10 protein-coding genes are annotated in these 12,133 nt (G+C 61.1%); 5 read left to right on the forward strand and 5 right to left on the reverse strand.

All coding sequences use genetic code 11. The features are described 5' to 3' along the window. Positions 1 to 90: 90 nt before the first annotated feature. Both AC04MI_RS12150 and AC04MI_RS12155 read left to right on the forward strand, forming a co-directional pair. Positions 91 to 684 (forward strand): gamma-glutamylcyclotransferase, encoded by a 594-nt coding sequence (locus AC04MI_RS12150; RefSeq protein WP_099730270.1) that lies wholly within the window; start codon positions 91 to 93, stop codon positions 682 to 684. Positions 685 to 783: 99 nt separating this feature from the next. Continuing rightward, positions 784 to 1,308: a superoxide dismutase family protein gene (locus AC04MI_RS12155; protein WP_192421367.1), complete on the forward strand. Its 525-nt coding sequence runs from the start codon at positions 784 to 786 to the stop codon at positions 1,306 to 1,308. 23 nt (positions 1,309 to 1,331) lie between these two features. Here the strand turns inward: AC04MI_RS12155 and AC04MI_RS12160 are convergent, their stop codons facing one another. Together AC04MI_RS12160 and AC04MI_RS12165 are read right to left on the reverse strand one after the other, a co-directional pair. Continuing rightward, positions 1,332 to 1,895 (reverse strand): nucleotidyltransferase family protein, encoded by a 564-nt coding sequence (locus AC04MI_RS12160; protein WP_192421368.1) that lies wholly within the window; start codon positions 1,893 to 1,895, stop codon positions 1,332 to 1,334. A gap of 87 nt (positions 1,896 to 1,982) precedes the next feature. Beyond that, the gene (locus tag AC04MI_RS12165) at positions 1,983 to 2,882 is read right to left on the reverse strand and encodes a LysR family transcriptional regulator (RefSeq protein ID WP_436077289.1); all 900 of its coding nucleotides are present in this window, start codon (positions 2,880 to 2,882) and stop codon (positions 1,983 to 1,985) included. Positions 2,883 to 3,001: 119 nt separating this feature from the next. Between AC04MI_RS12165 and AC04MI_RS12170 the strand changes: the two genes are divergently transcribed. The 3 genes from AC04MI_RS12170 to AC04MI_RS12180 all read left to right on the forward strand — a co-directional run bounded on the left by AC04MI_RS12170 (position 3,002) and on the right by AC04MI_RS12180 (position 5,502). Further along, on the forward strand, positions 3,002 to 4,237 hold the full coding sequence (locus tag AC04MI_RS12170) for an alpha-hydroxy acid oxidase (RefSeq protein ID WP_436077288.1): 1,236 nt from the start codon (positions 3,002 to 3,004) through the stop codon (positions 4,235 to 4,237). A 609-nt stretch (positions 4,238 to 4,846) separates the two neighbouring features. Beyond that, complete coding sequence (locus tag AC04MI_RS12175) at positions 4,847 to 5,260, forward strand: hypothetical protein (RefSeq protein WP_056744850.1); 414 nt, start codon at positions 4,847 to 4,849, stop codon at positions 5,258 to 5,260. A gap of 2 nt (positions 5,261 to 5,262) precedes the next feature. Then, positions 5,263 to 5,502: a hypothetical protein gene (locus AC04MI_RS12180; RefSeq protein WP_353937056.1), complete on the forward strand. Its 240-nt coding sequence runs from the start codon at positions 5,263 to 5,265 to the stop codon at positions 5,500 to 5,502. 420 nt (positions 5,503 to 5,922) lie between these two features. On the opposite strand, the gene AC04MI_RS12185 is transcribed toward AC04MI_RS12180, so the two are convergent. From AC04MI_RS12185 to AC04MI_RS12195, 3 genes are all read right to left on the reverse strand, one after another. Continuing rightward, positions 5,923 to 9,309: an EAL domain-containing protein gene (locus AC04MI_RS12185; RefSeq protein ID WP_436077286.1), complete on the reverse strand. Its 3,387-nt coding sequence runs from the start codon at positions 9,307 to 9,309 to the stop codon at positions 5,923 to 5,925. A 389-nt stretch (positions 9,310 to 9,698) separates the two neighbouring features. After that, positions 9,699 to 11,981: a xanthine dehydrogenase family protein molybdopterin-binding subunit gene (locus AC04MI_RS12190; protein WP_476497873.1), complete on the reverse strand. Its 2,283-nt coding sequence runs from the start codon at positions 11,979 to 11,981 to the stop codon at positions 9,699 to 9,701. Positions 11,982 to 11,996: 15 nt separating this feature from the next. After that, positions 11,997 to 12,133: 2Fe-2S iron-sulfur cluster-binding protein (locus tag AC04MI_RS12195; protein ID WP_476497874.1), on the reverse strand; the 137-nt coding region annotated here is incomplete at its 5' end.

Below are 12,133 nucleotides of genomic sequence, written 5' to 3' on the forward strand. Positions count from 1 at the left end.
ATGAATAAAGTGGTTGGACGGCCAATGCAGGCGTTGCGAAAACAAGGCCCCGGCCGCTTGCAGCAAAGCTTTCGATTGTAGAGTGAAGGCATGACGAATCTGCCCGCCCCACTGCGAGACCCGGCGCCGATGCTTGAGCGTGCCCTCCAGGAATGGGGTGGCCATCAGGACCTGTGGATTTTTGGCTATGGGTCGCTCATCTGGCGGCCGGATTTTGACTACGCCGAGCGCCGCCCGGCCAAGGTCCACGGCTGGCACCGGGCGCTCAAGATGTGGAGCCGTATCAACCGTGGCACGCCCGAGTGCCCGGGACTGGTGTTCGGCATGCTGTCGGGCGGAAGCTGCCGGGGCATGGTGTTCCGCGTGGACAAGGTGCATGCGCGGCAGGTGATGATCAACCTGTGGCAACGCGAGATGGTCACCGCTGTCTACGACCCGCGCTGGCTGGTGTGCCACACGCCCCATGGCCCGGTGCGGGCGCTGGCCTTTACCCTGTCGCGCAAAAGTCCCAACCACACGGGCGAGCTGCCAGACCACGAATACTGCCGCATTTTCGAGCAGGCCTGTGGACGCTACGGCACCACCCGCGACTACGCCCAGGCCACCTACGACGAGTTGCGCAAGCACGGCATCCACGACAGGGCTTTGGCTCGGTTGATCGCGTTGGCCCAAAAAGAGGCATAGTGCACATTTTTCTGGACTCTCGCGTGGTGGCTTGCGAGACTGCGCCTTTGTATCGGGTTCAATCCCGCGTTCATTCATTCGCACCGAGGAGTTTGAGTCATGAATATTCGTTTTGCTTTTGCCCTGTCTTCCCTGGCTGTTGTGGCGCTGGCGGGCTGTGCCTCCCACCTGTCTGGCAACCGCGCTACCGCCAAGCTGGAGCCCACCCGGGGCAACACAGCCACTGGTACGGTGACGTTTGTACAGACCGGCGATGGTGTGCAGGTGTCGGGTGAAATTCGTGGACTCAAACCTGACGCAGAACACGGCTTTCATGTGCATGAAAAGGGCGACTGCTCGAGCGGCGACGGCATGAGCACCGGCGGACATTTCAACCCCACGGCCAAACCGCACGGGTCCCACGGCGCGGGAGAACACCACACCGGTGATCTGCCCAGCCTCAAGGCCGACAAATACGGCGTCGCCGCATTCAGCTTTGTGTCGCGGTCCATCAGCGTGGGCGGCCCCACCACAGACATCGTCGGCAAGGGCCTGATCGTTCACCGCGACCCCGACGACTACAAGACCCAACCCACCGGTAACGCAGGTCCGCGCCTGGCTTGCGCGGTGATTGCTTCCAAATAAAGCGAAAGCGGCCTTCGCCGCCGTTACCCGCGCGCTGCCAGCAACTGCGCGGCGCGTTCCAGGTCTTGCACGGTGTCTATGTCGGTCACCGTGCCTTCGTCATCCACCTCCACCTGCCGTACCCTGCCCTGCTGCGCCTGCGCGCGCACTACGCTAGCGGCGCCCTGCTCGCCAGTCAGCGCCCGCAAGCTGGACAAGCATGCGGCCGAAAACCCCACAGGGTGACCGCGCTCGCCCTGGTACACCGGCATGACCACGGCGCAGTCCGGGTCCGCCAGCGCGGCGGCGATGGTGCGCAAGGTGTCGGGACGGATCAGCGGCAAATCCCCCGGCAACACCAGCCAACCGGGCGCCTGGGCCGTGGCGCGCACGGCTGCGGCGATCGAATCCCCCATGCCGGGGTGGCCTGCGTCTTCGAGGTGCCAGGGCAGGCCGCTGGCGCGCACGGCATCTAGGGTGTGTTCCAGCACGGTCTTTGCTCCCAGGGGCGCGCGCAGCTTGTGCACCGCACCGCCGGACGCAGCAAAACGCGCTCCCCGGCCCGAGGCCAGCACCAGAACGACGGGGAGCAAAGGCGATACGAGCATGGGGTTCCGCTTGAACAGGTTGCTGGGCCATCAACTGTGGCGTGCAGCGGGCGCGATTCTAGTGCTGCGATGCCGGGCCAGCAGTCTTCAGAACGCGCCACTCGCCACCGTGAAATCCGCATGCTGCGCTGCCAGCCCGTGCAGCATGCTCACCAGCGGCCGCAGGTCATCACGCCGACTGTGCAACGCATAGCCGAGCGACCCCAGCGGCACAGGGCTTGGCAACACCTGCAACACATCCCTGGCGTGCAGGGCTTGCGCCCAGCCCTCGGGCAGCAGGCCAATGCCGCTGCCCTGTGCCAGCAAGCCCACGATGGCGCCCCAGTGGTTGCACACCAATCTGCGCGCGGGGCGTGCATCGGCCTGCCGCAGCCAGTCGTCGATGAGGTGGGTCACCCCCGAGCCTTGCGGCAGCGTTATCAGCGGTTGCGACTGCATCGCATCGGCATCCATCTGGCGCAGGCCGTGCGCCACGCCAGGGCCAGCGCACCAGGCAAAGCGCGCATGCGCCAGCGGCACCGAGGTGAGCGCGCTGCGGCTGGCGGGGCCGGCGATCACGGCCACATCCAGCTCGCCCTTGTCCAACCGCCCTGCCAGGGCAGCGCCCACATCCACGTGCACCGACACCTCCAGTGCCGGGTGCGCCGCCGCCAGGGCTTCCACCAGGCGCGGCAGCCAGGTGATCGCCGTCAGCTCGCCCACCCCCAGGCGGCAGGGGCCGCGCAGGCCGGTGGTGCTACCCATGTCCTGCTGCAAACGGTCTGCCTGCTGCAGCAACGCGCCCGCCAGAGGCACCAGTCGCGTGCCCGCCTCCGTCAACGCCGCGCGGTGCCCGGCGCGGTCAAAGAGCACCTGGCCCAGCGATGCCTCCAGTTCGGCGATCCGCTTGGACAGGGAGGACACCGACAGGTGCACCCGCTCGGCCGCCATGGCAAAACTGCTGCAGGTGGCGGCCCAGTAGAAGGCTTCGAGCTGCTTGAGGGTCATGTCGTGAATATATTTTCAATTTGGCGAACAAATCATTAGCAATAAATTCGCTTTCTTGATTATTACGGTTTCAGGACACTGCTTTCCAGCCCCCGTTTACCGTTGTCTGGAACCACGCCATGTCCACCCCCTCCACTGCGCCCCAACAGCCCGCCACCAATGTCTGGAGCGCCTTCAACGGAACGCATCGCAGTGGCCGCACGGCCCATCTGCTGTCGCTGGACGACTTTGAAGCCGCAGCCCGTCGCGTGCTACCCCGCCCAATCTTTGGCTACGTGGCCGGGGCGGCGGAAGACAACCTGGCCCTGGACGATAACCGCCAGGCGTTCCGAGAGATCGCCCTCGTCCCCCGCGTGCTGCGCAACGTGGCCAAACGCGACCAGGGCGTGACCCTGTTTGGCCAGCGCTACGCCAGCCCCTTCGGGATCGCGCCCATGGGCATAGCGGCGCTGTCGGCCTACCGGGGCGACATCGTTTTGGCCCGTGCGGCGGCAGCGGCGGGCATCCCGGCTGTGCAAAGCGGCAGCTCGCTCATCCGGCTGGAAGAAGTGATGGCCGCCGCCCCCGGCACCTGGTTCCAGGCCTACCTGCCCGGCACCCCCGAACGCATCGACGCCTTGCTGTGGCGCGTGATTGCGGCAGGCGTACAGACCCTCGTAGTGACGGTGGACATCCCCGTGGCGGGCAACCGCCAGAACAACATCCGCGCGGGCTTCTCCACCCCGCTGCGCCCCAGCCTTCGCCTGGCGTGGGACGGCATGGTGCGCCCGCGCTGGCTGGCAGGCACACTGCTGCGCACGCTGGCACACCACGGCATGCCGCATTTTGAAAACTCGTTTGCCGAGCGCGGCGCGCCCATCCTGTCCTCACGTGTACAGCGCGACTTTGCCGCGCGTGACCACTTTGACTGGAGCCACATCGCCCACATCCGCCGCCAGTGGCGCGGCCCGCTGGTGGTCAAGGGCATCCTCAGCCCGCAGGACGCCGCCCTCGCCCGCCAGCACGGGGTGGACGGGATCATCGTCAGCAACCACGGCGGTCGCCAGCTCGATGGCGCCGTGGCCCCGCTGCGAGTGCTGCCCGCCATTGCCGAGCAGGCTGGCAGCGGCATGACCGTAATGTTGGACGGCGGCATCCGCCGGGGCACCGACGTGATCAAGGCCCTGGCGCTGGGCGCGCAGGCAGTGTTTGTGGGGCGGCCCTTCAACTACGCAGCAGCAGTGGACGGCGAGGCAGGCGTTACAGCGGCCATCGATCTATTGCGCGCCGAGGTGGACCGCAACTTGGCAATGCTGGGCGCCACCTCCTGCGCAGCGCTGGGGCCAGAGCATCTCATGGACCGCCGAGCACCGTAGAGGACTGCGGCGCACGCTTCACTGCGGGTGCCTGATCAAGCTGGGGAGCAAAGTGCAATCAGCGCAGTTTGAAATGAAGTGATGGCAGCGCCGCCAACGCTCCTCTGTCGATCACTTCAAAATTCATAGCTGCCAGCGCTTATCCACAAAGCGCTAGTAGCACTTTTCATTCAATAGGGTTGGTCTGCAGCGTCACGGACAGCCTCAGGCTGATTTCGAACTTTCACTCGACCACCATTGGCAGGCAGTTTTTGACCCGAACCGTTCCGTTTGCCGCGCACTATGGAACTGCCATGGGGGGCCCTTCAGTTAAAGTCCTCGCCCCGCGGGTGATTTTTGGCCGCTTCGTGCACCCCAGTGACTGGGTTTGAAAACAAAATCTGCGACTTTGGGTGGCACCAGGGATCCTCTGAACAAATCACCGCGCCGTGCGCATCTGCGGACTCGGGCGGTCTGCCGCGTTGCAAATGCTCGCAATAGCTACGGCTATTGCTGCGCTTTGCGCCTTGCAGCCCATCCCGATCCACAGCGCACACTTACCGCTCGATTCATGCAGAGGATCCCCAGCTGATTCGGCCAAGCAAACTGCAACTCGCGGAGATAAAAAATATGCTGCTAATCGATATAGCCGTCGAGCACACTTTGGTGTCTAAAAAGGATGGCGTTCGTCAGGCTTTCTTGCTGCATCCTTTCACTGATACACAGCGCGATTCACTGGGCAAATTCGAGCTCGTTCGCGACGTCAGCCAGCCCGGACTCAAAGACGTGAAACGCTCCACCTTCGTATCGTTTCACCAATTGGCGGAGCTGTATGCAAAAGGCCTGCTCGAAGAATTCGGGTTTTCCGTTCGCATGTGTCCGGGTAAAGGCACCTACCCTGCCAAGCTTCCAGCCAAAAAGATACTGCCCACCAGCATCAAGCCAGGCTCTTCGTTCGATCTGGCGGTGCAAAAGGTGGATATTTCCAAACCGGCCACGCGCGAATTGAAAACGGCCTTGCTTCGCACCAACGTCCAAATTTAAGCGTGACGGCGCTGATTGATAAGGGAGCCGATGTGAATCCAACCATTGCGCATGCTGAACTGATTGCCACATTCAAGCGGGCCGAGGCAGATGCCGCTCACAAGTTCGGACTGATCCAAGCGGCTGCGAACAAGGGCCCCAAGGCGATACAAGCCGCCACAGAAACAGCGGCAAAGGCGGCAAAACGCAGGGACTCTTTTGCGAAAAAGCTGGGCGATCTGGGGGTGAATCTAAAGTATTGAACGCCGCCACGCACATGGCGCAACACCCACCATTGGCGACCGCGCACAACAGGCGATGATTGTCAAAACAATCTCCGCAATCTAAAAGCAGAATTGGCCACGGGTCCTGCCCCGATTTGCATGCTTTCCAAGCACGGCAATTGAAGCGTCTTCATTTTCTGGATTACAAAGGTGATGAGAAAGATGGGAAACCGCTATAGGCTGTTTGCAGTCGATCGATAGCGAACCGCCGAGGACTGCAAGAAGACAGCTTCCTGGCTTTGCCAATCCGCAATGAACACACGCCCATAGAAAAAGCGCATCAAAATCACGTGCAGCAGACTTGCATCTGTTGCAAGGGATTCGGCCTGGTTGAGCGTCGAGATGAGGCCTACAGCCCCAAGAAACCAGCGGCCTGCATAGGGATCGAGATAGGGTGCTTCATTGCAGCACCGCTTCCGGCTTGTCGAAGGCAAATTTAAGCGCCCAATCAGCAAAGTTCTCTGCTGGCATTGGCCGTGCCACGAAATAGCCCTGTGCAATATCGCAGCCGAGCGCAGCGAGCTTCTCCCAATCTTGCTGCGTTTCCACGCCTTCGGCCACAACCTTTCGCCCTAATGAATGGGCTAGGTCTATAGTTGATTTAACAATGACGGCTGAGTCCCGGGAGACGGACATGCCACGCACAAACGATTGGTCAATCTTGATGTAGTCAACGGGCAGTTGCAGCAAATAGCTGAGCGACGAATAGCCCGTGCCAAAGTCGTCGATATAGAGCGAAATGCCGTCGTCGCGTAGACCCCGCAATACTCGCAGAGCGGACTCAGGATCATCCATCACAGTGCTCTCGGTAATCTCGAACTCCAACCTCCCTCTGGCAACACCCCAACGGTCATGCAACGAGCGCACTCGGTCTAAAAGATCAGCATCGTGCAAGTTTCTCGCAGACAAGTTGACAGCAATCGACAGATCGTTTCCGCACTCCTGCGCATCGCGACAGACACGCATTGCCGCATCAATGACCCACTCAGTGAGGTTCTTGATAAGGCCCGTGCTTTCCGCAAGCCCGATGAACTGGGATGGTTGAATCAGCCCTCGCTCAGGATGGAGCCAGCGGACGAGTGCCTCAGCACCCAAAAGAGTGCCACTTGCAAAATCAATCTTGGGTTGCAAATACAGTTTTAACTCGCCGCTCTCGATGCCACGACGCAATTCGCCCGCCAAAGTCAGCCGCTCTGGACGATTTTCGACGGTGAGCGGATCGTAAATCACGACCCGCTGCTCTCTTTTCTTCGCTTCGTGCACCGCAAAGTCAACGTGACGCAACAGCTGATCGGCGGAATCGCCGTGTGCAGGATACAAAGCGACTCCCATGCGTGCAGATATGTCCAACAAGATACCCGCTACGGGGAGGGCTTGCGCAAGGAGTTCGTGTATCCGAGCAACCACCGCCATCGCTGCTTCTTCATCACTTGACGTCATCAGAAGCGCAAATTCGTCGCCTCTGAGTCTTGCTACCAAGCTAGCGTCTGCCGCGGCAGCACGCAATCTGTGTCCAAATTCTTGTAGTACCTGATCGCCGTGTGCGAAGCCAAGTGCATCATTAATCTCCCGAAGCCGCTCCACGTTCACCTGGATCAAGGCCACCGACTTACCGCTTTTTGTCCTGCGTGTGTTTTCAATCGCGTGCGTCAGGAGTTCGATAAACTGAGTTTGGTTCGCCAAGCCAGTAAGAGCATCGAATCGCGTGCGGCGCAGCATTTCAAGTTCAGCAGCCTTGCGCTTTGCTCTACTTCGCAGGCTAGCTATGCCGAAGGACAAATCATCGGCTGCCTCGGTCAACAGGTTCGCCTCTTCCTTTCCGAAGGCATGCTCTTCGCGGGCGAAGATTGCGAGAGCACCAACGACTTCGCCATCGACAGTCAGAGGACATGCAATGCAGGAGGAGAAGTCCAGGAGAGCGGAGCGGAAAGCCTGATAACCGGACTCAGCTTGCATAGATCCGATGACCTGGGTGCTTCCAGTCTTGATACTGGTGGCGATCGCGCCCTGTCCAAACGTCCCCCCATCAGCGGTGACTTTCAGCGATTGAAGAGCCTTCATTCCAGGCGCATATCCACTCTCTGCCATGGGCTGCAGAGAGCGCTCTGAATCGTCCACGCTGTACCAAACCATCGCCACCGGGTACCCACCTGCGTCGACAATGGCTTTGCACATGGATTCGAGCAGGTGCTGCTCATCAGTGGCCCGCAGCATGGCGCTATTGCCCGCACTCAGGGTCTTCCACGCTTTGGTCACCCGCTCAAGGTCATTGACCCTGTGACCCAGCTCTTCGTTCAGACTCTGAATCCTCTCCTCGGCGGTTTTGCGATGCGTGATGTCTGAGCCCAAGACGTAGTACCCCACAACGCTGCCCGAGGCCCCCCACTTGGGCACATAGTGGATTGACTGCCAAACCCCAGGAAACGGCTCCCAGTCATACTGCTGAGGCTCTCCGGCCAGGGCCTTTGCAATGATGGGATCTGCAATGCAATAGCGCTTTTCGCCAAGCACTTCTCGAACCGTCTTGCCATCAATGTTTTCGAAATCTGGGGCAAATCGTGCTCTGTACTGCTCGTTGACATAGACGTATCGCCGATCAGAGTTCACGTACGCAATCATGGCGGGTACGCTGCTCATCACGCTCCTCAGATGCTCTTGCGTGTCAACCAATTGAGCAGTTCGCTCTTGAACGTGTTGTTCGAGCAAGGCGTTTTGATCGCGGATCAGCTCTTTGGCCTTTCGCTCTGTCGTAGTGTCACGAAAAACCAGGACCACACCTTGTAGGCTCCCGTCCTCACTTCGGATAGGAGCTGCATTCGCACCAATCGGGCACAGCCCTCCGTTTCTGTGAGCCAGAACAATATCTTCTGTATCTTGGCAGGCCTTATTGGTGAACAGAACTTGCGCCACAAGACCTCGCCCTGTTGCCGGACCCGACAGACTTTCCACTTTGAATACAACATCAACGAATTGCCCCTCGGCAAGCTCAAAAGCCCACCCGGTGAGTCGTTCTGCCACAGGGTTCATGCGTGTGATCCGCCCCTGCGCATCTGTTACCAAAACAGCATCACCCAGCGAGCGCAGCGTGGTCGATAGCTTCGCTTCACTCTTGGCCAGTGCCCGTTGGTCTGCCTCACTGGCAAGAAGTTGACGTCGTGCCAGCACGAATGTGCTCACAAGCAAGGTTGACAGCAGAAAAGCCATCGCCCATCCAACTTCCGTCAATAAACCCTGGCTCCTGAGTTGGTCTGCCGCACGCTCTTCGAGCGACAAATGGGCATCGTCGTCCATCGCTTTAAGTATCGAGACGGTACGCTCGCGCGTTTCGCGCAAGGGAGCCGCGGCAACAAATGCGTTGGCGGCCTCTAAGCCTTCTGTCGCGCGCAAGGCACTTACCTGCTTGGCAATCGCGATGCGCTGATCTAGAACTGCCCGAAGTTGCTGCCACCGCTCCAACTGTTCGGCGTCACCCACGAGCAGTTCTCTCAAACTTCCCATGGTCTTTTCGCGAGCCTCAATCTGTTTGTCTCTTTCCGCTAAGACATCCTCTCTGCCAGAAATCCTGTAGCTTTGAGTGCTCAATTCAATTTGGAGGGTGTCTTCGTTTAACCGCGAAACTGCATTGACGATTTGTTGGGTTTGTGAAACCAGTTGCACTGCATCACGACTGGCTTGTGTCAGTCGCCAGTTGGCAGCTGTGACCATTGCAACAACAATTAGTGCGGACAGAAATCCCAAAAGGATTTTTCTCTCAAAACTTCGTCTTTGCGCGAGCAACCGTGGCATGCAACACCTTTGTACTGGTTGTTACATTTTGCAGGTTTGATAGCGCTTGTCTATACGCGTGCACCAAAATGCATACAGGTCTCCAATTCCATCGATGCAATCTGACTCCAGTTAGTTAGGCGCATCATGCAGTCCCACTGGTTTGAAGATTGGGATAGGAGCGTTAGAAGACCGCTGATGGCACATTCTGCGAGGTCGAGAGACCAAAACGGCCGACGGCAATGGCTGCGTTGCAGTCATTTCTCTGCCGCTTGAAGGAGGCCGAAAGCTGCGCGCTAAAACACAGCCAGAGCAATGCTATGTCGGACCCCGAACTGAAGCAGATGGATGGGTCATAAAAAAAGCGCCGGGCTCTTCCAAACCCGGCGCTCTCATTCCAACTAGCTTTATCAAGCCAGCTTGAACGGCAGCTCGCGCGGCGTCTTGCCTGTGATCTGCGCAATGGCATTGGCAAACGCCGGTGCCAGCGGTGGCAGGCCCGGTTCGCCCATGCCCTTCGGCGGATCGGCGCTGGGCACGATGTGCACCGTCACCTGCGGCATGTCGGTGATGCGGGGCACGGCGTAGTCGCCGAAGTTGCTCTGCTCCACCACACCGTCCTTGAGCGTGATGGCAGCGCCGGGCAGGCAGGTGCCCAGGCCCATCAGCGCGGCGCCTTGCACTTGGGCTTCGACGCTCTTGGGGTTGACCACCAGGTTGCAATGCACGCCTGCGGTGATGCTGTGCAGCTTGGGCGTGCCGTCTTTGACGGAGGCCTCGACCACATAGGCCACCACCGACTCGAACGACTCGTGCACCGCCACGCCCCAGGCACGGCCTGCGGCTAGCTTCTTCTTGCCGTAGCCCGACTGGGCGACGGCCAGCTGCAGCGCCGCCTTGTGGCGCGGGTGCTTGTCGCCCATCAGGGCCAGGCGGTACGCCACAGGGTCCTGCTTGGTGGTACGGGCCACTTCGTCGAKCAGGGTCTCCATSRCGWAGGCSGTGTGGGTGGARCCCACGCTGCGCCACCACAGCACCGGCACGTTCACATCCGGGTGGTGCACCGACAGCTTCATGGGCACGTCATACGGCTCTTTCATGCCCTCGATGGCCGTGGCGTCAATGCCGTTCTTGATCATGAAGGCCTCGAATGGCGAGCCCTTGGTGATGGACTGGCCGACGATGGTGTGATCCCACGCCAGGATCTTGCCCTTGGCGTCGAAGCCGATCTCGGCGCGGTGCASGTGCATGGGGCGGTAGTAGCCGCCCTTGATGTCGTCYTCGCGGCTCCACAGCRKGCGCACSGGCGCRKTSAKGCCGGCRGYGCGCGCGGCCTTGGCSAYCYCGCAGGCCTCCACCACGTAGTCGCTGGTGGGGATGGCACGGCGGCCAAAGCCGCCACCGGCCATCTGCGTGTTGACCTTCACATTCTGCGGCTGCAGGCCCAGTGTCTTGGCGGCGGCCATAGCGTCCAGGCCGGGCATCTGCGTGCCCATCCAGAGTTCTGCTTTGTCGCCGTCCAGTTTCACGGTGCAGTTGAGCGGCTCCATGGGCGCGTGCGCCAGGTACGGGAAGACGAACTCGGCACTGATCTTGTGGGGGGCGCCCGCCAGCGGCGCCATGTCGGCCTGCATGGCCACATTGCCTGGCTTGGCGGCCAGTTCGCGGTACTGCGCCAGCAGCGCGGCGGTGTCGGGCTTGGTGACCGCGCTGGTGTCCCAYTCCACCTTGAGGGCGTCGCGCCCCTGCTTGGCGGGCCAGTAGCCGTCGGCCACGATGGCAACGCCCTCGCCGCTCCGGTCGGTAGGCACGCGCAGCACGGCCTTCACGCCCTTGATGGCTTTGGCAGCGCTGTCGTCCAGGGACTTTACCTTGGCACCAAACACGGGCGGGCGGGCCACCACGGCCGTCAACATGCCGGGCAGGCGCACGTCAATGCCGTAGTCCTGCTGGCCGCTCGACTTGGCCTTGGCATCCAGCCGCCCGGTGGGTTTGCCGATCAGGCGGAATTGCTTGGGGTCCTTGAGTGCGACCTTTTCAGGCACGGGCTGCTTCATGGCGGCTTCTGCCAGCGCACCGTAGCCCAGCTTCTTGCCACCGGGGCCGACCACAAAGCCGTTGCTGGTGCGCAGGGCCGACGCGTCCACGCCCCACTGGGCGGCCGCCGCCGAAACCAACATGGCCCGGGTGCGCGCGCCCAGCTCGCGGTACTGGGTATACGAGTTCTTGATGGAGTTGGAGCCACCGGTGAGGTGCATTCCAAATGCGGGGTCGGCGTAGGCCGGGTTGGCGTCGCCGTGCACGCTGCGCACCTTGCTCCAGTCGGCATCCAGCTCCTCGGCCAGGATCATGGGCAGGCCGGTTTGCACGCCCTGGCCAAAGTCCAGGCGATTGATGGTGACGGTGACGGTGCCATCGGCATCGATGCGCACAAAGGCCGAGGGCTGTTCGTGCGGCTTGAGGCCAGCTGGGGCCGCAGCGGCTGCGCCCTGTGCAGCAGACACCAGGGGAAACGCGCCCAGCGCAAAGCCCGAGGCAGCCGACACCTTGAGGAAGGTGCGGCGAGCCACACCTTCCGACGCATCAAAAGCTCCTGAATTAATAGCGCCCTGCGCTTTATTCACTAGCGCTTGGAGGTGTTTCGGCATGAAATATTGTGCCTGGCCCTGCAGGGCATGGGGTTCGAAGTGCATGGTGGTCTCCTTCAATCAGGCCAGGGTCTTGGCAGCGTCGTGGATGGCGGCGCGGATGCGCACGTAGGTGCCGCAGCGGCACACGTTGCCGGCCATGGCAGCGTCGATGTCGGCGTCGGAGGGCTTCTTCTTGCCCTTGAGCAGCGCGGTGG

Source organism: Acidovorax sp. LjRoot204 (assembly GCF_056175785.1).

Coding starts and splice junctions, on each gene's coding strand:
- AC04MI_RS12185 (WP_436077286.1), bottom strand. CDS start 9,309: ATGCCACGGTTGCTCGCGCAAAGACGAAGTTTTGAGAGAAAAATCCTT.
- AC04MI_RS12165 (WP_436077289.1), bottom strand. CDS start 2,882: ATGACCCTCAAGCAGCTCGAAGCCTTCTACTGGGCCGCCACCTGCAGC.
- AC04MI_RS12170 (WP_436077288.1), top strand. CDS start 3,002: ATGTCCACCCCCTCCACTGCGCCCCAACAGCCCGCCACCAATGTCTGG.
- AC04MI_RS12175 (WP_056744850.1), top strand. CDS start 4,847: ATGCTGCTAATCGATATAGCCGTCGAGCACACTTTGGTGTCTAAAAAG.
- AC04MI_RS12160 (WP_192421368.1), bottom strand. CDS start 1,895: ATGCTCGTATCGCCTTTGCTCCCCGTCGTTCTGGTGCTGGCCTCGGGC.
- AC04MI_RS12150 (WP_099730270.1), top strand. CDS start 91: ATGACGAATCTGCCCGCCCCACTGCGAGACCCGGCGCCGATGCTTGAG.
- AC04MI_RS12155 (WP_192421367.1), top strand. CDS start 784: ATGAATATTCGTTTTGCTTTTGCCCTGTCTTCCCTGGCTGTTGTGGCG.